22 protein-coding genes and 5 pseudogenes are annotated in these 23,406 nt (G+C 59.0%); 19 read left to right on the top strand and 8 right to left on the bottom strand.

What is annotated here, in order from left to right:
* Positions 1-102 precede the first annotated feature (102 nt).
* The 4 genes and pseudogenes from AKV04_RS03085 to AKV04_RS03070 all read right to left on the bottom strand — a co-directional run bounded on the left by AKV04_RS03085 (position 103) and on the right by AKV04_RS03070 (position 5,178).
* Positions 103-534 carry a sarcosine oxidase subunit gamma gene (locus AKV04_RS03085; RefSeq protein WP_235815525.1) on the bottom strand — a complete coding sequence of 144 codons (432 nt, stop codon included), beginning with the start codon at positions 532-534 and terminating at the stop codon, positions 103-105.
* 13 nt (positions 535-547) lie between these two features.
* Entirely contained in the window at positions 548-3,547 is a 3,000-nt protein-coding gene (locus AKV04_RS03080) for a sarcosine oxidase subunit alpha (RefSeq protein ID WP_054005028.1), read from the bottom strand.
* A gap of 68 nt (positions 3,548-3,615) precedes the next feature.
* On the bottom strand, positions 3,616-3,918 hold the full coding sequence (locus tag AKV04_RS03075) for a sarcosine oxidase subunit delta (protein ID WP_054005022.1): 303 nt from the start codon (positions 3,916-3,918) through the stop codon (positions 3,616-3,618).
* A gap of 10 nt (positions 3,919-3,928) precedes the next feature.
* Positions 3,929-5,178 (bottom strand): annotated as a pseudogene (locus AKV04_RS03070) (sarcosine oxidase subunit beta family protein).
* Between the two features lie 459 nt (positions 5,179-5,637).
* Here AKV04_RS03070 and AKV04_RS27675 point away from each other — a divergent pair.
* From AKV04_RS27675 to AKV04_RS03060, 3 genes are all read left to right on the top strand, one after another.
* Positions 5,638-5,877: a type 1 glutamine amidotransferase family protein gene (locus AKV04_RS27675; RefSeq protein ID WP_328287136.1), complete on the top strand. Its 240-nt coding sequence runs from the start codon at positions 5,638-5,640 to the stop codon at positions 5,875-5,877.
* A gap of 21 nt (positions 5,878-5,898) precedes the next feature.
* On the top strand, positions 5,899-6,327 hold the full coding sequence (locus AKV04_RS27670) for a helix-turn-helix domain-containing protein (protein ID WP_328287135.1): 429 nt from the start codon (positions 5,899-5,901) through the stop codon (positions 6,325-6,327).
* 127 nt (positions 6,328-6,454) lie between these two features.
* Positions 6,455-7,714 (top strand): aminopeptidase P family protein, encoded by a 1,260-nt coding sequence (locus AKV04_RS03060; RefSeq protein ID WP_054005021.1) that lies wholly within the window; start codon positions 6,455-6,457, stop codon positions 7,712-7,714.
* Positions 7,715-7,734: 20 nt separating this feature from the next.
* Here AKV04_RS03060 and AKV04_RS03055 read toward each other — a convergent pair whose 3' ends face one another.
* A complete protein-coding gene (locus AKV04_RS03055; protein ID WP_054005020.1) occupies positions 7,735-8,535 on the bottom strand; it encodes a creatininase in 801 nt (266 codons plus the stop codon).
* 119 nt (positions 8,536-8,654) lie between these two features.
* Here AKV04_RS03055 and AKV04_RS03050 point away from each other — a divergent pair, with 119 nt between their 5' ends.
* From AKV04_RS03050 to AKV04_RS03030, 5 genes are all read left to right on the top strand, one after another.
* Entirely contained in the window at positions 8,655-9,551 is an 897-nt protein-coding gene (locus AKV04_RS03050) for a LysR substrate-binding domain-containing protein (RefSeq protein ID WP_054005019.1), read from the top strand.
* A gap of 122 nt (positions 9,552-9,673) precedes the next feature.
* Entirely contained in the window at positions 9,674-10,798 is a 1,125-nt protein-coding gene (locus AKV04_RS03045; protein ID WP_082351498.1) for a polyamine ABC transporter substrate-binding protein, read from the top strand.
* A gap of 92 nt (positions 10,799-10,890) precedes the next feature.
* Positions 10,891-11,736, top strand: coding sequence for an ABC transporter permease (locus tag AKV04_RS03040; RefSeq protein ID WP_054005017.1), 846 nt, complete (start codon positions 10,891-10,893; stop codon positions 11,734-11,736).
* Positions 11,733-12,551 carry an ABC transporter permease gene (locus tag AKV04_RS03035; RefSeq protein WP_054005016.1) on the top strand — a complete coding sequence of 273 codons (819 nt, stop codon included), beginning with the start codon at positions 11,733-11,735 and terminating at the stop codon, positions 12,549-12,551. Before AKV04_RS03040 ends, AKV04_RS03035 begins: the two co-directional genes overlap by 4 nt.
* Positions 12,552-12,563: 12 nt before the next feature.
* Positions 12,564-13,643, top strand: coding sequence for an ABC transporter ATP-binding protein (locus AKV04_RS03030; RefSeq protein ID WP_054005015.1), 1,080 nt, complete (start codon positions 12,564-12,566; stop codon positions 13,641-13,643).
* Between the two features lie 329 nt (positions 13,644-13,972).
* On the opposite strand, the gene AKV04_RS27665 is transcribed toward AKV04_RS03030, so the two are convergent.
* On the bottom strand, positions 13,973-14,410 hold the full coding sequence (locus AKV04_RS27665; RefSeq protein WP_156317327.1) for a hypothetical protein: 438 nt from the start codon (positions 14,408-14,410) through the stop codon (positions 13,973-13,975).
* A gap of 551 nt (positions 14,411-14,961) precedes the next feature.
* Here AKV04_RS27665 and AKV04_RS25305 point away from each other — a divergent pair.
* The 3 genes and pseudogenes from AKV04_RS25305 to AKV04_RS26875 all read left to right on the top strand — a co-directional run.
* A pseudogene (locus AKV04_RS25305) lies at positions 14,962-15,123 on the top strand (integrase core domain-containing protein); the annotation flags it as partial.
* A 326-nt stretch (positions 15,124-15,449) separates the two neighbouring features.
* Positions 15,450-15,671 (top strand): annotated as a pseudogene (locus AKV04_RS26880) (IS110 family transposase); the annotation flags it as partial.
* Positions 15,668-16,246 (top strand): transposase, encoded by a 579-nt coding sequence (locus AKV04_RS26875; protein ID WP_235815524.1) that lies wholly within the window; start codon positions 15,668-15,670, stop codon positions 16,244-16,246. The pseudogene AKV04_RS26880 and the gene AKV04_RS26875, both read left to right, overlap by 4 nt.
* 347 nt (positions 16,247-16,593) lie before the next feature.
* Here the strand turns inward: AKV04_RS26875 and AKV04_RS03005 are convergent, their stop codons facing one another.
* A complete protein-coding gene (locus tag AKV04_RS03005) occupies positions 16,594-17,403 on the bottom strand; it encodes a LysR family transcriptional regulator (RefSeq protein ID WP_202905557.1) in 810 nt (269 codons plus the stop codon).
* A gap of 12 nt (positions 17,404-17,415) precedes the next feature.
* Entirely contained in the window at positions 17,416-17,541 is a 126-nt protein-coding gene (locus AKV04_RS27760; protein WP_202905556.1) for a LysR family transcriptional regulator, read from the bottom strand.
* Positions 17,542-17,718: 177 nt separating this feature from the next.
* Between AKV04_RS27760 and AKV04_RS26870 the strand changes: the two genes are divergently transcribed.
* From AKV04_RS26870 to AKV04_RS27970, 8 genes and pseudogenes are all read left to right on the top strand, one after another.
* Complete coding sequence (locus AKV04_RS26870) at positions 17,719-17,901, top strand: hypothetical protein (protein WP_235815523.1); 183 nt, start codon at positions 17,719-17,721, stop codon at positions 17,899-17,901.
* Positions 17,855-18,583: an aminotransferase class IV gene (locus tag AKV04_RS03000; RefSeq protein WP_235815522.1), complete on the top strand. Its 729-nt coding sequence runs from the start codon at positions 17,855-17,857 to the stop codon at positions 18,581-18,583. Before AKV04_RS26870 ends, AKV04_RS03000 begins: the two co-directional genes overlap by 47 nt.
* Positions 18,584-18,607: 24 nt before the next feature.
* Positions 18,608-19,453: an ABC transporter substrate-binding protein gene (locus AKV04_RS02995; RefSeq protein ID WP_054005011.1), complete on the top strand. Its 846-nt coding sequence runs from the start codon at positions 18,608-18,610 to the stop codon at positions 19,451-19,453.
* A gap of 4 nt (positions 19,454-19,457) precedes the next feature.
* Entirely contained in the window at positions 19,458-20,576 is a 1,119-nt protein-coding gene (locus tag AKV04_RS02990; protein ID WP_054005010.1) for an amino acid ABC transporter permease, read from the top strand.
* A gap of 3 nt (positions 20,577-20,579) precedes the next feature.
* A pseudogene (locus tag AKV04_RS02985) lies at positions 20,580-21,322 on the top strand (amino acid ABC transporter ATP-binding protein).
* 10 nt (positions 21,323-21,332) lie between these two features.
* On the top strand, positions 21,333-22,385 hold the full coding sequence (locus tag AKV04_RS02980; RefSeq protein WP_054005009.1) for a DmpA family aminopeptidase: 1,053 nt from the start codon (positions 21,333-21,335) through the stop codon (positions 22,383-22,385).
* A complete protein-coding gene (locus tag AKV04_RS02975) occupies positions 22,382-23,179 on the top strand; it encodes a M55 family metallopeptidase (protein WP_054005008.1) in 798 nt (265 codons plus the stop codon). The genes AKV04_RS02980 and AKV04_RS02975 overlap by 4 nt, the downstream gene beginning before the upstream one ends.
* A 102-nt stretch (positions 23,180-23,281) precedes the next feature.
* Positions 23,282-23,406, top strand: a pseudogene (locus tag AKV04_RS27970) (IS110 family transposase); the annotation flags it as partial.

Raw genomic sequence — 23,406 nt, 5'->3', positions numbered from 1 at the left:
GCGTCAGAGACCGCAGGCAAACTCGCGCAGGGCGATGTCCAGAAGCTCGGACACATGCGGGAAGAACGACCGCCAGACCTCGATACGGAACGCATCGTCGGCTTAGCGGATCAAAACCACTTGTGCGCTGTCAAACAAAGTGCGCTTGGCGGTGCCTGGGACCATGCCTGACAGGTCCAGCGGGCAGGCGACTGATAGCAGCTCCTGCGCGCGGGGGCCTGTGATGGCGATGGTAAATTCGCGGTCCGAAATCACCGTCAGGCTGCGCGGGGCCTTTACTCGCGCGGTTGCGAAATCGGCCACGATGGCTGTCTGTTCGGCCTCGGGGCCATGCAGCAGCCATTCGTCGGGGCTAAGGCACCACGCGGCACGGCCATTTGCGGCGACACGCTGCCCGATTTTGCCGGGAAGGGGCAGACCAAAGGCCGCCGAGGCCACCTCCAGATTGGCAGGGGCGATGCGCAGGTTCAGCCGCGCCACCGCGGGCAGAACAGTGACCGATATGGCGTCAAACGATTTTATGGAGGCGTTCATTCTGGCATCCTCCTCATTCAACTTTCAGCCGGTCACCGGCGGGGTCATCGAATACGCTCCCCGTGACCTTTGCCGCCTGCGAGCCGCCATCCGCCGTGGGGATATGCAGCGTGTCGCCCATCCGGTCAAAGCCACCCTGGACCACCGCCATGGCAATCGAGCGTCCCAGCGCCTCGGACCAATAAGAACTGGTCACATGGCCGATCATCTTCATCGGTTTGGGCTGCTTTGGGTCCAGCACGATCTGTGCGCCCTCAACCAGCGCGTCTTTCGGGTTTTCGGTTGAAAGGCCGACCAGTTGCTTGCGCCCCTTGGCGACGATGTCGGGCCATGCGAGTGACCGCTTGCCGACGAAATCGGGTTTCGCCTTACCAATGGCCCAGCCGATCCCGGCATCTTCGGGAGTCACTGTGCCATCGGTATCCTGACCTATGATGATATAGCCCTTTTCAGCGCGCAAAATGTGCATGGTTTCCGTGCCATAGGGGCAGACGTCATAGGCTTTGCCGACTTCCATCAGCTTTTCCCACAGGGCACGACCATGGCGGGCGGGGACGTTCACCTCGAACCCCAATTCGCCCGTAAAGCTGATGCGGAACAGGCGCGAGGGAAAGCTTGCGACCGTGCATTCGGCCACCGACATATGCGGGAATGCGGCGTCAGACATATTCTGGCCTTCGACCAGGGGTGCCAGCAGTTTGTGCGCATTCGGGCCGTTGATCGCAATGGTTGCCCATTCTTCGGTGGTTGAGGTCAGCCAGACCTGAAGGTCGGGCCATTCGGTTTGCAGGTAATCTTCCATCATGTTCAGTACGCGGGCTGCACCGCCCGTGGTGGTGACATGAAACAGATCGTCGCGCATCCGGCCAATCACGCCATCATCGCGGATAAAGCCATCTTCGCCAAGCAGCAGGCCGTAACGGCATTTGCCGGGGGCAAGTTTGGCCCAAGGGTTGGTGTACATGCGGTTCATGAATTCAACCGCATCGGGGCCGGACACTTCGATCTTGCCAAGCGTCGAGGCGTCAAAGATGCCCAGCGACTGGCGCGTGGCCCGGCATTCGCGGTTGACCGCCGCGTGCATATCCTCGCCCGCCTTGGAGAAATACGACGCGCGCCGCCACAGGGCGACAGGTTCAAAGGCGGCGCCGTTTTCGACGGCCCAGCTGTCAATCGGCGTCTTGCGCGTCACCTCGAAATGGCTGCCCTTGTGATAGCCTGCCAGCGCGCCAAAGGTGGTGGGCGTGTAGGGCGGGCGGAAAGTGGTCAGGCCAACCTGCGGGATGTCCTTGCCAAGCGCATCGGATGCGATGGTCAGCCCGTTCATGTTGGACAGCTTGCCCTGATCGGTGGCCATGCCGTTGGTGGTATAGCGTTTAACATGCTCGATAGACCGCATGCCCTCGCGCACCGCCAGACGAATATCCTTGGCTGTCACATCGTTCTGGAAATCGACAAAGGCTTTGGCGCTGCTGGGGCTGCGATCGGTCGGCAGTTCCTTTTGGGTGATGCCCGTGCCGGTGCGGTCGTTCGTTACGGCATAAGTGGCGGCTCCGGCCTTGCGACCCAGATCGCGCAGCGCATCAGCACCCGCTTGGGCGCCATCTGCCAGCACGGCGGCGATGCCCCAAAGGCCGCGTCCTGCGCCAGCAATATGCACTGCCTCGGTTTTGTGGCCGGGCAAGTATGCCTTGGCCTTGGCATCCCATTCCAGCGAACCTTTGGTATGACTGAACAGATGCAGCGACGGTGTCCATCCGCCGCACATCAGCACCGCATCGCAAGCAATCGTGCGCGCCGCACCGACGCGGCCACCGCGTACAGGGTTCACTCGGATGGATTTCACCCGCAACCGCCCGCTCGTGGCAGTGGCGGTGTATCCGGTCAGTGCCTCGATCTGGCGGGACATGGCCGCTTGCATCAGCGCGGGCGGAATATCGGTGCGGGTATCGACGATGGCCGCCACCTTGCAACCCGCATCAGCCAGATCAAACGCGGTATACCACGCAGAGTCATTGCTGGTCAGGATCACCGGACGGACACCCACCTTAACGCCAAAGCGGTTAAGAAAGGTCTGCGCCGCGCCCGCCATCATCACGCCGGGGCGATCATTGCCGTCAAACACCATCGGGCGATCAATAGCCCCCTGGGCCAGAATGACTTGTCCCGCACGCACACGCCAAAGCCGTTCACGGGGCGCATCGGCGGGCACATCCGACAGATGGTCGGTCAGCTTTTGGCACAGGCCCACCATGTTCTGGTGATAGTATCCGATTGCCGTGGACCGGTTCATCAACCGTACATTCGGCAGGCTTGCGGGTTCGGCCAGCGTAGACGCGAGCCAGCCCCAGACCTGGTCCCTATCAATCTCCACCGACGGCTCGGACAAAAGTGCCTCTCCCATCTCGGCCTGTTCATCGACCACAACCACTGACGGCCCAGAGCGCGCCGCAGTGAGCGCCGCTGCAAGACCCGATGGGCCCGCCCCCACGATCAGCACGTCACAATGCAAATAGCGGCTGGCGTAATGATCCGGGTCAAGATAGGTCAGAGAGCGACCAAGGCCCGCAGCGCGGCGGATGAAAGGCTCGTAGACCTTGTCCCAGAAAGACTTGGGCCACATGAAGGTCTTGTAATAAAAGCCTGCCGAAAACAGCATGTAGAGGCGGTCATTGATGGCGCCGATATCGAACTTCAGGCTGGGCCACTTGTTCTGACTTTCCGTCGAAAGCCCGTCATAGATTTCTTGCATCGTGGCGTGGGTGTTCGGTTCAAACTGGCCCGGCCCCCGCGTGGTGCCGATCAGTGCGTTGGGTTCTTCCGACCCTGCGGTAACCACTCCGCGCGGCCGGTGGTATTTGAAGCCGCGTCCCATAAGATGCTGCCCATTGGCCAGTAAGGCCGAAGCAACGGTGTCGCCTTCTAGGCCTGCAAAGGTCTTGCCGTCGAAGGTGAAGCGAACGGGACGGGCATGATCCACCCGACCGCGATCAGAAATGCGCAGATCACTCATTTTGCCACCCAATTGAATTTGTTGAATTTGATCTGCCCCCAGCCCCCCGGCCTGCATACGAAGTGGGCTCATTTCGACATCTGAACAGCTTTTTCCAGATCGGGGCGCGGCTTGCCTGCCTTATATGTCACGCTGAACTTGTCGCCTACCGTGTCGCGCGAGGCGTTGAAGAACCGCCCGCAGCCGTGGATATAGCGCCAGCGTTCGGCATGCAGACCGCGCGGGTTTGACCGGACATACAGGAAATCGCGCCATTCCTCGTCGCTGAGGCTCATTGGATCCGCGGGCCGCGCGATATGCGCCGCGCCTGCATAGGCGAATTCCAATTCGGGCAGGGTGTCATCGCAATAGGGGCCGTGGATCAAAAGCATGGTTATCTCCTTAATGCGCGACGGCGGCGGCGGCTTCATCGATCAGCCTACCCGTGGTGAAACGTTCCAGCGTGAAGGGCGCGTTCAGCTTGTGCGGCTCGTCTTTCGCCACGGTCCAGGCCAGCAGATGCGCCGCCCCCGGCGTCGCCTTGAACCCGCCGGTGCCCCAGCCGCAATTGACATAGAGCCTCTTGACAGGCGTCTTGCCCAGAATGGCCGAGCGGTCGGGCGTTACATCAACGATGCCGCCCCATTTGCGTAGCATCCGCATGCGGTTGAAGATCGGGAACACTTCGCAGATCGCGGCCACGGTATGTTCGGTCAGGGGCAGCCCTCCACGTTGGGAATAGCTGACATATTGGTCGGTGCCCGACCCGATCACCAACTCGCCCTTGTCAGACTGGCTGATATAGGCGTGAACGGTGTTCGACATCACAACGCAGGGGAAAATCGGCTTGATCGGCTCAGACACCAGCGCCTGCGGCGGATAGCTTTCCAGCGGCATCTTCACGTCCGCTGTTTGCATTATGACGGATGTATGCCCCGCCGCCGACACCGCGACCTTTTTCGCGCGGATAAAGCCCTTGACGGTTCCCACCCCTTCAACCGACCCATCCGCCCCGCGACGGATCGAAATCACCGGGCAGTTCTGGATTATATCGACTCCTCGCTTGGCCGCAGCCAGGGCACAGCCCCAGGCCACCGCGTCGTGCCGCGCAGTGCCAGCGCGCATCTGCAAGGCCGCCCCCATCACCGGATAACGGGCATCGGGCAACACGTTCAGCGGCGGGCAAAACGCCTTGGCCTCGGCGGTGGAAAGCCAGCGGTTGTCGACGCCGTTCAACCGGTTGGAATGGATGTGACGCTGAAATGACTGCACGTCATGCATGTTATGCGCCAGCATCATCACGCCGCGCTTGGAGAACATGACGTCGTAGTTCAATTCGGTCGACAGGTTGTCTCACAGATCCAGCGCGTGATCGTAAAGCTTGGCGCTTTCGTCATAGAGATAGTTGCTGCGGATGATCGTGGTGGTGCGGCCCGTGTTGCCGCCACCCAGCCATCCCTTTTCGATCACGGCGACATTGGTGATGCCGTGTTCCTCGGCCAGATAGTATGCCGCCCCCAAGCCATGCCCCCCGCGCCCACGATGATGACGTCATATTCCTTCTTGGGCTGCGCATCGGGTCATTGCTCGGTCCAGTTCTTGTTGCCGGTCAGGGCATTTTTCAGCAGAGACAGGGCAGAGAAATGGGTCATCACGGGGCCTTTCGGGGGGTGATTTCGGCAGGATGCAGCATCATCGCAGGTACGGCGATTTTTCACTGTATGGATGCGTCAAAATGACGTTGTATTTGCGCCACACCTTTGGGGGCCAAACCATGTAGGCACCCTCCACCGCCCCTTTTGCGCCGCGTCTGCGGGTCGGGCTCATCCTGACCCGCCGCTTTAACTCTGCGCCTTTGCCAATTTCGTTGATGTGCTGCGTCTTGCGGCGGACGAGGGCGATGGCTCGCGCCCCATCCTAGGCGGCTGGCGGGTGCTTTCCACCACGACAGATCCTGTGATTTCCAGCAGTGGCATTGCGGTTCAGCCAGAGGAGCGGTTGGGTGACCCTGCGCGGTTTGACTGCATCGTTGTCGTAGGCGGGCTGATGCAAGAACTGGAGTATCTGGACCCGCCCATACAGAGTTCTTGCACCGTGCGGCGCAGGGAGGGGTGCCGTTGGTCGGGGTTTGCACGGGAGCATTCGTGCTGCATCGCGCAGGCCTGCTGCACGGGTATCGCTGCTGCGTCAGCTGGTTTCACCACAATGATTTTCTGGAACAATTCGAAGGAATTACCCCAGTTTCAGATCAGATATTCGTGGTGGACCGTGACCGGCTGACGTGTTCGGGCGGAACCAGTTCAGCGCAGTTGGCGGCGTTTTTGGTCGACCGGCATATTGGCCGTGCCTAAGCCAAGAAAAGCCTTTCGATCATGATGATCGACGAGGCAATGGCGGCCGAGCGTCCGCAACCCGGACTGCCGCTTGAACTCTCCACCTCTGATCCGCTGGTCAGAAAGGCGCTGCTGTCGATACAGCAGAGGCTGGAGGCCCCGCTGACCGTCGCGGCCCTGGCGGACCATTTGAAAATCAGCCGCCGCAGGTTGGAACGGCATTTTGCCGATGCGCTGAAAATGACGCCGTCGCAGGCGAGCATGGCGATCCGGATTGCCCATGCCGAGCTTCTGTTGTCACACAGCGTTCGTACTGTGACGCAGGTGGCGCAGGATTGCGGGTTTGTCGATGGTTCGCACCTAATCCGGGTGTTCAAGTCCGTGCGTGGCACAACACCTGAGGTCTGGCGTCGGGTACAGGCCAAGCCAAATTCCCCCTCTGACGCAACTCAACCTTTGCCTGCCTGAGACGGCGACGTCATTTCGCTGAAATAATCAGCGCAAATGCAACCATTGGATCAACAAATTTCCCTGACACGGTCCACATGCCTATCTTTGTGGCTATGTTTGACCTGGCCGAAAGGGACGCGACCCAATGACCCATGACATGTTGCAAGTCATGGAATGGCACAATGGTGACAAGCTCCTACAGCCATTCTCGGACCAGGAAATGGCGCGGCGGCAAGATGATGTGCGGCGGTGGATGGATGCGCAGACTGTCGATGCGGCGCTGTTCACTTCCAGCCAGGGCATCGCGTACTATTCTGGCTGGTTTTGCAGCGGCTTTGGGCGGAAATGTGGGATGGTCGTCAGCCCCACAGCAGCCACCACGATCTCATCCGCCGTCGAAGGCGGGCAGCCATGGCGCCAAGGGTTTCATGCCAACATCAGCTACACCGACTGGCGACGCGACAATTTCTTTCATGCGCTTCGGCAGTTGACCCCAAAAGTGGGGCGGCTGGCCATCGAATTGGACCATGTCTCGGCGAAATTTCTGCGCCAGCTAGAGGCTGCGCTGCCGGGGGTGGAATTCGTCGATATCGGTCAGGCGTCGATGTGGACGCAGGCCATCAAATCCGCCGAGGAACATGAACTGCTGCGCGCCGGGGCCCGGATTGCCGCGCAATCGGCGACAGCGGCGCTGGGCCTGATTGCGCCGGGGATTGCGGAATTTGAAGTTGGAATTGCTGCCGCTGCTGCAATGCATCGCGCGATTGCCGCGACCTTTCCCGGGGCCGGGATGACGGGATTTGATGTCCTTTTCCAATCGGGCATTCACACCGACGGCGCGCACAACCCGGTCACTGACAAGAGGATCAAGGCGGGCGAGGTGCTGTCGCTGACATGTAGCCCGATGCTTTTTGGTTACTCCAGCACTTTGCAACGCACGCTGTTTTGCGAGCATGCTGACAAGGCAAGCCTATGCATCTGGCAAAAGAATCTGACCGTGCATCGGCGTGCGTTGGATTTGATCAGGCCGGGCGCCCTCTGCAGCGACATTGCGCGCGAACTTAGCGATCTGGACAGGCAATTGGATCTGCTGAAATATCGGTCCGGGGGCTATGGCGAGACAACCGGTTTGCAATCAAACAGCCTTGGGTGTGACCCGGATGTGGCACTCCGCAAGGATTGCTTTTCCGAGTTGCTGCCGGGAATGGTCATCTGCGTGGACCCGATGCTGATGGTGCCCGAAGGCGCACCGGGCGCGGGCGGCTACCGCGACACCGACGTGATGATCGTCACCGAGGCCGGGGCGGAAAGGGTCACCAATTTTCCATTGGGGCCAGATCACAACATCATCCTGGCACACCATAACCGAGAGCCAGCGCGAATGCAGAAAAAGATGGGCCGGTGACCCGGCCCATCTTTGGACGATCATGGTACGGGCGATGTCGCCCCAGTGTTGAATTCACGCTGAAGGGCTGCCTTAATGCCTGCACTGCATACGTCCAGCAGGATTTCGCCCTTTTCCGCCGAAGCCTCTTTGGGCGACGACAGCGTTCCACTTGCGGGGGCCCACTCCGGTTTGACCGGATAAACGTCATAGGGTGGAAAGACTGCAGGGGCGTGGTGCACCGCGCATTCCATGCTGACAAGGTCGGGAAAAAGCGCCAGCATCAGCGAAGTTTCTAGAACGCCACCATGTTCCTTGTCCCAGCCGGGAAAGCCGGTTGGATAAAGCCGGTTGATCGTGTCCTGATCGACAAAGTCCCAATAGGACAGCACCACGATCTTCACGTCCTCGATGCGGTCCCAGCGCAACTCGCGCAAGGCAAGGTCGATCGCCTCGATAATGAACCACGAGTTTTCAAAGTGACCATTCACCAGACAGATCTGCCGCGCACCATGGCGGACAAACTCCTTGATCACATCTCGCAGCGCCGCGATCAGCGTTGCGCCATCAAGGCTGGCGGTGCCGGGCATGTGATTGCCGCCGCCAGATTTCTGGTGCGATTTGTAGCCATAGGTAAAGGCCGGGGCGACCAGACCTCCGATCTCCACGGCGGCCCTTCGTGCAAATTCCGTGGGCAGCAGAACGTCAACATGCATCGGCATGTGGTGACCGTGCTGTTCCATGGATCCCAGCGGGATCAGAATGGGCGTGGTGCCGGGCCGAACCGCGGCATCATAAATCGGCCAGGTCAGTTCTGAGGCAAAGGCAGACTTTGGGGGCATGATGGGTTCGCTTTACTTATATGGATTCCGGTAGAACACCGGGCTGCGCCAAAATTAGATTGCCATGTGCTTATAAGGAAAATATATTGTTCTGATGCTGCCATTTGCAGGGCAAATACATGGCCGGAATCACCAATCTTCAGACAGACCTGTTGCGTACCTTTGTGTCGGTGGTGGAACTTGGCGGCCACTCCAAGGCAGGGGCCATGCTGGGGCGCAGCCAGCCCGCGATCTCGTTGCAGTTGGGGCGGTTGGAAGAGTTGGTCGGGGCGCCCTTGTTGATCAAGAAGGGCAGGGCGATCCAGCCCACCGCAGACGGCGAAGTGCTGTTGGCCTATGCCCGCGAGATGGTGCGGATCAACGATGAAGCCATGAGTTATTTCAGGCGTCGCGTGATGACGGGCGTGCTGCGCATCGGGTTGCCAAGCGATTACGCCGTGGCGTTTTTGCAAAACGCCCTGACCGATTTCACCCGCATCCATCCAGAGGTTAACCTTGAAGTTCACTGCGATCTGAGTCGCGAAATCTTGCGCCAGCTCAGCGCGGATGAGTTGGATATCATCGTCGCAATGATGCCCGCGCCGCGTATGCCCTATCTTTCGCGCTCATGGGTTGAGCATCCGATCTGGGTTGCGGCGGATTCCTTTGTGATCGACCCTGATCGACCGATCCCACTCGTGGCGCATCCTGAGGGCTGCGACTACCGGGCGCGGATGATCCAATCGCTGGAAGCCGCGGGTCGGCGTTGGCGGTTCGTCTATACCGGTCCGGGCATATCGGGGCTGCAAAATGCTGTGCTGAATGGGCTTGGCGTCAGCGCGCTAACCCGGCCTACCTTGTTGAAAGGCATGCGTGTTCTCGATCAATCGGATGGGATGGTGCCACTGGAGCCGTTGCGGGTAGGGCTGTTTTACAAACACCCGCGCCAAACCGAGGCGGGGATCAAACTGATCAGCGAATTGGTGGCCAATCTTGACAGTATCAATGCCAGAACGCAGCCCGCTGCGGCGGGGTAGTGCAAGCGTGGTATTTGTCAAGCAAATCTCTGGATTTCAAAAACCGATTTTGTAAATCCAACGCCCTCACCTAGCGTCAGCGGATACGTCACCGCAAAGGTGCGATAACAGTGGAGAGACTGATGACAGGAAATATCCGCCCAAGTGCAGGTTTCACTCGCCGCACCCTGCTTGCAACCGGTGCTGCGGCGCTGGCGATGCCGATGCTTGGCCGCCGTGCCAATGCGGCGACGACCGAGCTTACGATGCTGGCTTGGTATGGCCACGCAGAGCCAGACATGGTTGCCGAGTTTGAAGCCGAAAACAACGTCAAGTTCGTGCCGAAATATTATACCGGTGGTGACAACATGCTGGGTCTGATTTCACAATCCCCAGTCGGTACCTATGACGTCATCCTGTCTGATGCCGAATATGTGCAGCAGTTGAACGCCGCAGGCTTTATCGAACAGCTTGATCCCGCCGACTATGCCTTTGCTGACTTTTTCCCTGAATTCCAGAAATTCCCCGGCCATTGGGTTGATGACGCGCTTTACTCGGTCATCACACGCTTTGGCTTCCTTGGCGTGGCGTACAACACCGATGCGCTGACCGAGAAAGAGGCGTCCACCTATAACGTCTACTGGAACGAAAAGCTGAAGGGCAAAGTGGGCCATTTCGACTGGCACCTACCGAACCTTGGTCAGATGAGCCTGCTTTCGGGCAACAAATCCCCCTATGACATCGACGCGGCCGCATGGGAGGCTGTGAAGGCCAAAACCATGAGCCTGCGTCCGCAGGTCGGCGGTTTCTTCGACTACGGCGGCACATTCTCATCACTTGAAAACGGTCAGATGCTGGCCTTTGCCGGAATCGGTGACTGGATCACAGGGGTTCTGGAAAAGAACGGCGCCAAGGTCAAATCTGTGATCCCGGAAGAGGGCGGCCTGCAATGGACGGAATCTTTCTCGATCGGCAAGGGTTCGACCAAGGCGGATCTGGCGAAAAAATGGATCCAGTATGTCACCTCTGCCAAAGGCCAGGCCAAGTCCGCGCAGATGGCGGCTTATCCGGCCATGGTTCCGAACCAGAAGGGCTGGGAAGAACTGGCCAGCACGAATCCCGATGAGGCAAAGCGCCAGAACATGGTCCTTGGACAGCCCAATGCGATGGACATGATCCGCGAAGGTCGTATCCAGTACCGCCAGCTGCCTATCCAGCAAGGCTTGGAAGAGTGGAACGATTTCTGGTCTGAATACAAAGGCGCGTAACCTTTGACCAGCGGCGGCATCAGGCCGCCGCCGGTTTATCCTTGAATCCACGACCTGATTTCCCCCAACTCAACCAACGGAGCACATGGACGATGCGGAGATCAGTCTCTCTTTACGGCCTAACGTTCTCTCTACCCATGCTTCTCTGGCAGCTGTTCTTCTTTGTCGCCCCGCTGGTTTTCCTGATCGCGCTCAGTTTCTGGACGGTCAGGAATTTCAAGATGGAGGCTGACTTCAATACGATCAACTGGGTCACGATGTACGGCCGGTCGGTGTTTTGGCAGTCTTACGGGCTGACCTTGGCCCTTGCGACTGCCGCCGCCGCAATCACCAGCGTTCTTGCCTTTCCCTGCTCTTATGCCATCGCCTTCAAGCTATCACCGCGGATGCGGCAATGGGCGATCTTCCTGATGGTGATACCGTTTTTCACCAGCTATCTGGTGCGGGTCTATTCCTGGCAGATATTTTTGTCGGACAACGGCATTATCAATGGATTGTTTGCGTCAATCGGCATGGGGCCGTTTCCGCTGCTGAACACTGTCTTTGCCACGATGATTGGCTATCTGACCCTGAGCTTTCCGCTGGTCGTGCTTTTGCAACTGTTCAGCCTGATCTTCATTGACCGCACGCTGATCGAGGCCGCGCACAACCTGCGCTGTGGTCGTATCCGCACGGTGTTTGCCGTGGTTATTCCTTCGGCACGGGTTGGTCTGGTAATCGCGGCACTGTTTTGCTTCATCCTCAGCTTTGGCGACTTTGTCAGCCCAGTCTATCTCGGCGGCGGCGACCCAACCACACTGTCGATCCTTATCACCGATACCACCAAGTCGGGCCAGCAATGGCCGCGCGCCGCCGTGATCGCCCTGACCATGATTGGAACCTTGCTGGCTGTGGCCTTCGCAGCCGTCGGCTTTGCCTATAAGGGGCGCACGAAATGAACGATTTTAACCGCAACAGGTTTGTGGAGTTCGGGCTGCGGTTCTACATCCTGCTCAGCTTTGCTTTCGTCTTCGCCCCGATTGCTGCCAGCTTTGTGTTCTCGTTCAACTCTGACCGCTTTCCGTCCATCCCACTTGGGTCATTCTCGACCGAATGGTATGTTGCCGTTGCCTCTGATCCGCTGGTCTGGGCGGGCTTGCGCAACACGTTGTTTGTGGGGTTGATCGTGGCGGTTGTGTCAACCGCCATAGGGTTCGGTGCGGCCTACACCGACTTCCGTTATCGGTTCTTTGGCAAAACCGCCTATCTGGCGCTGGCCCTGCTGCCGCCGACCATCCCTGTCGTGATCCTAGGCCTTGCGATGCTGGCGTTTTTGTCGCGGATCAATCTGTCGGGCCAATCCATCTCGGTGATCATCGCGCACATCGTGATCTGCTCGCCCTTTGCGATGGCCATTACCCGGCTGCGCCTGTCGCAGATGGACCCAGATCTGGAGGCAGCCGCCTGGAATCTTGGCGCGTCGGAATGGGCGGCGATGCGCTATGTCATCATCCCCTTTGCAGCACCCGCTATCTTTGGTGCCCTGTTCATCACCATGGCGGTGTCCTTTGACGAATTCGCCGTGGCTTGGTTCGTCTCGGGCCTGAATGAAACCCTGCCTGTCAAGGTTCTTGGCTTCCTGCAGGGGCAAGTCAGCCCGCGTATCAATGTGATCGGCACCTTTGTTTTCGTCATCTCGATGACGCTGGTGATCTTCGCGCAACTTCTTCTGACCGGCCGCGCCAAAGATGCGCCTGCCGCGTCGAACGACTAGGAGAGACTTTCGATGCAAGGCAACGCACTGGTCACTTTCGACGGGGTTATCAAGCGGTTTGGCGGCTTTGTCGCCGTCCAAAAGTTGGACCTTGAAATTCATAAAGGCGAATTTCTGGCCATCATGGGGTCTAGCGGCTGTGGGAAAACCACGACGCTGCGGATGCTGGCCGGGTTGGAGGCGCCAAGCGAAGGTGAAATCCGACTTGGAGGCAAGCCGATCAACGATCTGCCAACATGGAAGCGCGACACGCCGATGGTCTGGCAAAGCCTTGCGCTGTTCCCGTTCCTGAATGTGATAGAGAATGTCGAATTTGCGCTGAAAATGCGCGGTGTCGGGGCCACCGAACGTCGCAAACGCGCGGGAAACTGGCTGGAGCGGATGCAGATTTCTGAATTTGCCGAACGCAACATCTCACAGCTTTCCGGCGGGCAGCGGCAGCGGGTCGCGCTGGCGCGATCGTTGGTGGTGGAGCCCGAAATTTTGTTGCTGGACGAGCCGCTGTCGGCTTTGGATGCGCATCTTAAGGTGCGGATGCAATCCGTGCTGCAAAACCTGCAACGCGAGTTGGGCATCACCTTTGTCTACGTCACCCATAGCCAGTCCGAGGCTTTTGCCATGGCAGACCGTGTCGTGATCATGAGCAAGGGCGTGGTCGAGCAGGTCGGCTCTGCGCAGGAAATCTACCGTGCGCCACGTACCCGTTTCGTGGCAGAATTTCTGGGCTCTTCCAACATCTTTGCGGGTCAGATTGCAGCAGACGGCACCTTGAGCACCTCAACCGGGCAATATCGCCTGCCGCGTGATATGTCGGGCACTCGGCCAAAATCGACAGCCACACTCGTCGTCCTCGACACCCGTTCGTATCTGAGCTCGGTTGAGCCTGGGCCGGAATTCGACTGGGTTCGGGCAAAAGTCGTTGGTGAGGAATTCACCGGGGCCATGGCCAAGATCTATCTTGAAACCGCCGATGGTTCAGAACTTCGGGTCCAAAGTGGCTATGAAGAACTGGCCAAGCTGCCAATGAACACCGGCCAAGACCTGTTCGTCTACTGGCTGCCGGAGGACGGACATGTTCTTCCGATTGCTTAGGCGACGCGCCCCTGTCGGCGCTGGTAGCTCTCCGGAATTTCCGCGTTGCGAACAACCTGCTGGCCCATTGCACCTTGGCGTCTCTGACGATGCGCAGGAAGAAAGGCAAGACCGCCTCCTTCGATGGTTTCTAGTGCAACCGATGAACATCGCGACAGGGCGGCTAGGGTCGTATCCCGAGATATCCGTCGCAATTTCGAACCGCAAATAACAAGATTGGCGTCTGTATTGCGACGCAAAACTACCGCTCATAGCTCCCATGGTGCCGATCAACGTTCCTAAGATTATGAAATTGCTTTGTAATAAATTAGTTGTGCTCCGGGGGCGAACTATTCTGATTGCAGCATGGCGATGAAAATTCCCTTCTGAGACTTGCGATGGCCGCCTGCCGCACCATCGACAGATCCAAAGCCCTCGACGCCTTCTTGACCACCAAGATTCAGATCGATGGGATGCCGGAGCGACTGAAAACCCGGATCTACGACCATTTCATCACCCACCCCGAAGAGATCGGCTTGGGCGATGTTGGCACACTGATCGACCTCGTCAGCCTGCTGCACAAGATAGCGGAGAGTGCATGAAGGTAGGCGAACCTGCCAATTAAACCTGCCCGGCGCCACCAGATTGAACAGGATGCCCACTCTGATCAATGTACGCCCGAACGCCTTCCAACCTCCGACAGCGCCACCGCTTTGCGGCACAAGATTCCTGACCTGCAAACCGAAGATGGCGGCGATTATGTCATTGCGGCCCATGCGACCGGTCACAATTGCCCCATGTGGGGCATCACCGCATTCCTTGCTACCCACGGCCGAAAGGTGGAACCCGCAACGACCAAGATGACTGAAACCTAACTTTCCATCTTCACCGCCGGGTCCCAACGTCCCGACAACATCGCCATGCTGACGTCAGGGCGGGCCGGTGGGTGCGGCGGCAGATATGGCAGTCGCCGAGCTGATCGAACATGGCTGCCTGCAGAAGGCCATATCCAACCTGCGTCGGGGCGAATCTTTCTAGGCGCAGCCAGTCGGCTACTTTGTTAGGCGGATTGGTTGCTTGATGCTGTATAGCATGGTGGTGATCGGAATTCCCGTCAGCAGCGAGTGGATGCGGAATTTGAGGTGAATGAATGCCGTGGCACAGCCAGCAAGAAAACCTGCCGCCGCCGCCAGCAGCAAGGCAGGAAGCGGTGGAACACCCACCAGCAGCGCCACACCGCAAACGCAACCGCCCAACGGGTAAGCGCCCTCGGCGGTAAGGTGGGGAAGTTCAGGATGCGAAACGGCACCATCACCGCCAGAACGACAAAGCTGAGGATCAGCCCCAGCCGAATGCCTATATCGAGCGCTATAACCGCACGGTCCAGCATGAATGGCTGGATCAATACCTCATCGAAACCATCGATGAGGCCCAAGATGACGCCACCCAATGGCTCTGGACTTACAACAACGACCGCCCGAACATCCCTCTTGTCTTATGATTTGTGATGTCACCGTGAGATAATGGGGCCAGTGCGCAGCACATCTTCGCTGTGCATCGACGGGGTGGATCGCACCCCTCTTGGTTATTTTGGGCCGTCCGTGAGTAAGATCGCTCCGCCATTTCTTTCAACCTGAACGCATACTTGGGCGCGAGGCCCGCATGACAAGAATAGGTAAAGAGAAATTGATACAGGATACGGTTGGCATGGATGTTTCAAAGGCAACTCTGGATGCATACTGGCTGTCGGGGCGGTAGCATCAGGTCTTCAGCAACGATCAGCCGGGCCTCAGGCGACTTCATCGCTGGCTATGTAAAGCCAAGGTCGCGTTGACGGTTTTTGAGGCGACAGGTGTCTACGACCGGCAGCTTCAAGCCCAACTCGCTGCGCATGGCGTGCCCTTTGCACGCATTAACCCTAAACAGGCATGTCGATTTGCCGAGGGTGTTGGGCAACAGGCAAAGACGGACAAAGTTGACGCCGCTCTCTTGGCGCGGATGGGCGCGCTTCTTGATCTCGAGGCTGAGCGCCCTCGCGCAAGAATATGAATGATCTCAAAGATCTTGCGACGGCTCGGCAGTCTCTGATCAAAGATAGGACCGCCGCAAAAGCACGCGCACAAACAGCCACCGTCCCTTTGCTTAAAGCACAGTGTTGTCGACGTTTGAAACAGATTGAACAGGATCTTACGCAGGTCGAAGCCGCCATCCTAAGCGTGATTGCGCAGGATGCCGCTCTGTCAGAGAGTGCAGAAATCCTGACCAGCATTCCTGGGATTGCGACGGTGACGGCCTGCGCGATGCTTACAGAAACGCCAGAACTCGGGAAGCTTTCGGGCAAGCAGGCGGCGTCACTTGCGGGCCTGGCTCCTATGTCACGACAATCGGGGAAGTGGCAGGGGCGAGAGCACATTCGCGGCGGTCGCGCTGAAATGCGGCGGTCCTTGTATTTGCCCGCAGCAGTTGCAACACGCTTCAACCCGGACTTGAAAGCCAAATATGAGCAACTGGTCGCCTCTGGAAAATGCAAGAAACTGGCCATAGCAGCAATCATGCGCAAGCTTCTTGTGATGGCAAATTCCCTCCTGCGGGACCGCAAAGAATGGACCAAGGTCCACGCTTGATCAATACGGATACTCACGGTTTGCAGGCAAACCGTTGCCGGGCAACGGGGCATGGGCGGCATTACACCCGCACAGAAACTGAAAATGGCCGCGTAAGTTCTACGAATGCACCCAGTTAGAGATGGAGGGATTGCCCCCAAGTAGTGCCGCAACAGGCCGAGGCGCTATCATCGGTGTGGGCTGCGGCTTAATAAATGGCTAAAAAATGTGATGATCGATTGGATTGGCGGTTTCGATCTTGCTGCGTAAGCGGTGCTCCGGTCACACCTTGGCGGCGTAATTCCACGGCAGCAGATCGTCGATCTGACTTTGCTAATGCCCATTGACGATGGTCTTATGGGTTACGGTCAGACATTCCCCCGGTGACCTTGCCCCATACGGTTCACCGCCAGCCACAGGGCCTCGATAGGACGGCTTTTGGCGGCGCGGTGGCGATAAAGCCGGATCTCCAGCGCCAACGTCCAGCGCTCTGACTGGCTGGCCAGCACCAGACTGCCCGCAGCCAGTTCCTCACCGATCAGGCTTTCGGGCAACCAGCACAGCCCGGTCCCGGTCAGCGCCAAAGTCTTCAATCCGGCGCTGATGGTGTTTTCATGTGCGATCTGGCGACGGAACGGCGGGCATTCGGCAAACAGCCGCCCCAAGGCCACACCAAAGAACGAGGAATAGCCATAGCTCAGATAGGGCAGGGCGATGCCTTCATCGATGGCGCGATCCAGTATCCCGTAGCCCGCCAGCAGCCCTCGCCCCGGAAGATGCACTTCGGGGGCGACCACCGGCACCAATCGGTCAAGTCCTACCGTCACATGGTCAAAATGGCCATGATCGAGGTGAAACGGTACGCGGCTATGCGCGTAGGTCAGCAGAAAATCCGCATCACCGTCAATCAGCGCCGCCAGATTGGCTTCAATGCCACCCCGATCGGGAATATGTGAGCTGCGCAGGGCAATGCCTTCGGCCTTCAGCCGCTGAAGCCAATCGGGAAAGAAGGTCATGACCAGAGTATGCAGCGCCGCAAAGCGCAGCAAAGTGGCCTGCGCGACGGGGCGCAGGGTCTCGCGCGCGGTGTAAAAGGTACTGATTGCCTCTTGCGCGATGGGCAGAAAGTGCTGACCCGCAGGGGTCAACTCGGCTGGCATGGTCGCACGGGTTATCAAGGTGGCACCCAGTCAGGTTTCCAACTGTTTGATTCTGCGGCTAAAGGCGGGTTGCGTGATATTTCGCATTTCTGCCGCACGCGAAAAACTGGAGCAATCGGCCAGAGTGACGAAATCTTCGAGCCACTTTAGCTCCATTTTTAGGCGACCTCATCGGAGTCAGGAAAAATCCCGCAGTATACGACCCCGGTAATACCATGAATCTAAAGTGCTATGCAAATTTTGCATCAGATCCTGCACAATCCGAATTGGTCACTGTCGCAGCCTGCCTCCAGCTTCCCGGCATCACCTCCAGCTGCTGGATCTGAGGGGCCTATGGAACGAATTGTTTATTGCCAAGGCAAGCTGGTGCCTGAGGATCAGGCGCATGTCGGCCTGTTCGACCGGGGCTTTCTGTTCGGGGATGCGGTCTATAAAGTGACCGCCGTCATCAACGGCCGCATGATTGACAATGCTTTTGCATCTTGCGCGGCTGGAACGCTCGCTGGCACAGCTTGATATTCCGCTGCCCATGGCGCTCGCCGAGATTGAGGCGTTGCAGTTGCAATTGATCGCACGGAACGGCTTGCAGGAAGGCACCGTCTATCTGCAAGTCTCGCGCGGCGAGGAGGATCGCGATTTCCTTTATTCCAAGGGGCTGAAGCCGGTTCTGGTTGGCTTTACTCAGGAAAAAACGCTGGTGGACACCAAGGCACAGCGCGAGGGCATCTCGGTCGATCTGACCGATGATCCGCGCTGGACCCGCCGCGACATCAAAACCGTGATGCTGCTGGGGCAGGTTCTGGCCAAGTGCGCCGCCAAGGACCGCGGTTATGGCGATGTCTGGATGATCGAGGACGGCAAGATCACCGAGGGCGCCTCGTCAACCGCCTATATCGTCACTGCGGATCTCAAGATTGTCACGCGGGGCAACTCGGATGCCGTGCTACCGGGCTGCACCCGTCAGGCACTGCTGACCCTGTGCCAAAAGCATGGGCTGACCGTTGAAGAACGCGCCTTCACCTCTGGTGAGGCGCAAGCCGCCGTAGAGGCATTTGCCACCTCGGCCTCAAGTCTTGTGATGTCGGTCGTCAAGATCGGTGAGGCCGTGATCGGCGATGGTCGTCCCAGCCCGCTGACCCGCGATTTGCAAACCCAATACCTCGTCGCAGTCGGTGTGGCTGTGGCGGTCCCTAACTGATCAGAAAACAACAGGAGAGAAGCAATGAATAACAAAATCAGCATTCTGGGCATCGCAAGCGCTGCCTTGATCGCCCTTGCCCTACCCGCCGCTGCGACAGAAGGCTATGGCGATTGCAAATTGTTCGGCGAAGCTGGCACCGATAAAATCGAGCCGGCCGTTGCAGGCGAGTTCAACGTCATCATCAACCTGCCCGCAGTGAACGAATTCAACGGCGACACGCCGGAAGCCGTCACCTCGGGCCGCGAATTCTGCATGGCCGTGAACATCGCCCACCGTCTTGGCCTTGAAAAGGTTGTGCTGAAGAACGCCTCGTTTGATTCCATTGTCGCGGGTCAGAACAAAGACTTTGACATTGCACTGGCGCTGATCACCGTGAAGGACGCGCGCAAGAAAGTCGTCGATTTTTCGACCCCCTATGCCGTGGGTTCGTATGGCCTCGCTGCAAAAGTGGGTTCGGATGTTACTGCGGCAAACCTGCGCGACAAGAAGCTTGGCACCCAGGCTGGCACGACGATGGTGCAATGGGCGCAAGACGATCTGAAGACGGACAATCTGTCGGTGTTTGATGACACCGGCGCGATGTTCACGGCTGTTGCTGCAGGCAATGTCGACGTGGTGATGACCGATCTGTCGATCGTGCTGGGCCAAGTGGCTGCCTCACATGGCAAGCTTGAAGTTATTGGCCAATTCACCACCGGCAGCGAAACCGCCGGCGTCTATCCTAAAGGTTCGACGGCCAAGCCGGTGATCGACAAGATCATCGCCGATATGATCGCTGATGGCACGATGAAAGCGCTGGAAGCTGAATATCTTGCACCAGGTTGGGGTGGCAAAACCCCGGCTGACGTGCCGGTCTGGAAGTATTGAGCCTATGACAGCGCCTCATGCTCCTGAGGCGCGGGACGAGGAAGGGCGCGCCGCTGCTTGGCGCGCCCGTTCTGTCACGCGGACCCACCGCAGCCGGGCGGGTTTCACCCTTGCCATCGCTGCCCTGACTTTTCTGGCGGTTGCCGTCTCCGCTCAGCATATCGGCGATTTCGCCGTGGCGCAGGGCTTTTCATCATTGGCGGCCACCGCGCCGGGCCTGCTGACGGTGATCGCAGCGGCGCTTGTGCTGATCATGGCGGGCCACGCTTTTGCAAAATCGCTGGCCGCCGGGCGCAGTGCTGATCAATACGCCGCCCGCGCCCTTGGTGCCGAGGCTTCGATGGGGTCTTGGAAGGCGATGTCCTGGAGTGCTGCCCTGCTTATCCTGACCGCAGCCGGCTGGTTCATGGTGGTCAATGACGCCGCCGTCAGCCGCACCTTCTTTGATCTGGTGGTGATCCGCGATTCCGCGCTCAAGGTGCTGCGCGCCTTTGGCACCAACGTGATGATCTTCGCCATTTTTGCAGTGCTGATCCTGATCTGGTCGCTGCTGGTTGCGATTGCGCGGACCCTGCCCGGCGAAGCTGGTCGGCCGCTGCGCTTTCTGGCCGTGGTTTATGGCGATCTGTTCCGCGGCCTGCCCGCCATCATCACCATTTACCTCATCGGCTTTGGCCTGCCGCTGACCGACCTGCCGTTCCTGTCGGATCTGTCCTCAACCTCTTATGCAATCATCGCGCTGACGCTGACTTATGGCGCCTATACCTCTGAGGTCTATCGCTCGGGGATTGAGGGCGTGCATCACAGCCAAGTGGCTGCCGCGCGTTCGCTGGGCCTGAGCCATGCGCGCACCATGCGTTTCGTGGTGGTGCCGCTGGCCATTCGCAACATCATCCCGTCGTTGATGAACAATTGCATCAGCCTGCAGAAGGATACCGCTCTGGTTGCCATCATCGGCACCATTGATGCCTTCAACCAGTCCAAGATCATCGCGGCGAACAATTTCAATCTGTCTGCGGTGACCACGGTGGCGATCCTGTTCATCGCCATCACAATCCCACAGGCGCGTCTTGTGGATCGGCTGTCGGATCGTGACCGTCGGCGCATGCGGGCAGGAGGCTGAGCCATGGCATTGCTGGAAATCGACCACGTTACCAAGCACTACGGCACCCGGGAGGTGATCTCGGATCTGTCGCAGGATGTGAGCGAGCATGAGGTGATCTGCCTGATCGGCCCCTCGGGATGTGGCAAATTCACGCTTTTGCGCTGCATCAACCGGCTTGAGGAAATCTCGACCGGCGAGATCCGTATCCATGGCGATCGGATTACCGGGCCGGGTGTCGATCTGGATCGGCTGCGCCGCCATATTGGCATTGTGTTTCAGGGCTATAATCTGTTTCCGCATATGACCGTGCTGGAAAACACCCTTCTAGCCCCCATTCAGGTGCTGGGCATGAACCGGAATGAGGCCAAGGATAAGGCGATGGTCTTTCTTGAGAGGATCGGTCTGGCCCATAAGGCCGACGCCTATCCTGATCGCCTGTCCGGCGGCCAGCAGCAGCGCGTGGCGATCGTGCGGGCGCTGATGATGGATCCGATGTTGCTGCTTTTGGATGAGATCACCTCGGCGCTGGACCCCGAACTGGTGTCTGAAGTGCTGGACATCGTGCGCGATCTGGCGGCACGTGGCATGACCATGATCCTTGCCACCCATGAAATGGGCTTTGCGCGCTAAGTTTCAACCGGATCTGTTTCCTGCAGGCCGGAACGGTTTATGAACAGGGACCGCCCTCCGAGATTTTCGGCAATCCGCAGGGTGAACGCACGCAGGCTTTCCTGCGTAGCCTGACCAAAGCTGGACGCCTGTGAGGGACCTGCAATGACCACCGCCCGCGACTATGGCCTTTGGAGTGAAGGGCCAAACGCTCTGCCCCCCGGCCCGCTGAACGCAATCACCGATGTGCCGGGGGTGACGGTCGGTCATCGCACCTTGACGGGCGGTGGGCTGGCGACCGGGGTGACGGCGATCCTGCCGCATGGCGGCGATCTTTTTCGCCAAAAGGTGCGGGCGGCGGTCGAGGTGGTCAACGGTTTTGGCAAATCTGCCGGGCTGATGCAACTGGCCGAACTGGGCCAGATCGAAACGCCGATCCTGTTGACCAATACCTTTGGCGTTGCCGCCTGTAGCGAGGCGCTGATCCGCCGCGCCATCGCCGCCAATCCCGCCATCGGCCGTGAGACGTCTACCGTCAATCCGCTGGTCTGCGAATGTAATGACGGTGCGATCAGCGATATTCAGGCATTTGGCGTCACCGTGGCGGATGCGAATGCCGCGCTGGCGGCCTGTGCTGCCGGCCCCGTTGCTCAGGGCGCTGTTGGCACAGGTAGTGGCATGACGGCCTTTGGCTTTAAAGCCGGGATTGGCACAGCCTCGCGCCGCATCGAGATTGGTGGCGAAACATTTATCCTTGGGGCCTTGGTGCTGGCGAATTTCGGTCGCGCGGGCGATCTGGTGCTGCCCGATGGTCGCCGTCCCGATCCCAAGACGGTGACCCCGCCCGAACGCGGCTCGATCATCGTGATCCTGGCCACTCATCTGCCGCTGGGGGATCGCCAGTTGGCCCGCGTTGCGCGCCGGGCTGGCGCTGGTCTGGCCCGGCTTGGTGCCTTCTGGGGCCATGGTTCGGGCGATCTTTCCATCGCCTTTACCACCGCCGATCCGGTGGCCCATGCGCCCGACAGCCCCTTCCAACCGGTGCGCCGTCTTGATGATGATCTGATCGACCTGGCCTTCCGCGCGGCGACTGAAACCACGCAAGAAGCAGTGCTGAGTGCGCTTTGCGCGGCACCCGCCACTTTGGGGCGCGATGGTCGCGCCTATCCCTCGTTGGCCGATTGGGTCACCAACTCTGTTACGGAGAATGCGCGATGAAGGTTTTCATCTCTGCCGACATTGAAGGCACCGCAGGCATCACCCATTGGGACGAGGCTGAATGCAGCCATGCCGATTATGCCGACTTCCGCGCCTTGATGACCGGCGAGGTCGTTGCCGCCTGCGAAGGCGCAAGGGCGGCAGGTGCCACCGAGATTCTTGTGAAAGATGCCCATGACAGCGGTCGCAATCTGATCGTCGATCAGCTGCCCGATTATGTGCGTATCATGCGCGGCTGGTCGGGCCATCCCGATGCCATGATGTTTGGCCTTGCCCCCGATTTCGCCGCCGCCATCTATACCGGCTATCACGCCAAGGCGGGTTCCGAGGCAAATCCCCTGGCCCATACCACCACGCTGCGTATCTCGCGCTTGCTGCTGAATGGCGAGGCGGCATCGGAATTCACCGTAAACGCGCTGGTTGCAGCGCGCTATGGCGTGCGGTCGACCTTCCTCTCTGGCGATGCCGATATTTGTGCCGATGCAAGTGCCCTAGTGCCGAACATCTCGACTTTTGCCACGCTGGAAGGCTTTGGCCGTGCGGCACTGTTGGTCGCCCCTGCTCGTGCCCGCGCAGCTATCCGCGACGGTGTCGAGGCGGCGCTGCGCAACAAGGCGGGTGGAGTGCCGGAACTGTCTGGCCCCCATGAGATCGTGCTAGAATTCCTCAATCCGACCGATACTTTTGGGGCTTCGTGGTATCCCGGTGCCTATACGCACGGCCCGCGCGCCATTGCCTTTGCGGCCGCGGACTTTTTCGAAATCCAGCGCGCCCTGCGATTTTTGCTGCAATGAGATGCCGTAACGGAGCCTGCGTCGCGGCCCGCCCGTTACCGTTGCAGAATCGCGGGCAAGCTGGCGCCATTCCCGTATCGGATTCACAGGCAGGAGTGCGGGATGAAGCTGTTTGTCGGACTGGATGTGTCGCTGGAGAAGACCGCGATCTGCGTGATCAGCGAGCATGGGAAGATCGTGAAGGAGGCGCAGGTGGCGCGCGAACCCGAGGCGCTGTTGCGTTGGAT

Source organism: Cypionkella psychrotolerans, assembly GCF_001294535.1.
Classification (GTDB): domain Bacteria; phylum Pseudomonadota; class Alphaproteobacteria; order Rhodobacterales; family Rhodobacteraceae; genus Cypionkella; species Cypionkella psychrotolerans.
The sequence above is the reverse complement of the archived record's forward strand: the minus strand, read 5'-3'. Positions and strand labels throughout refer to the sequence as shown.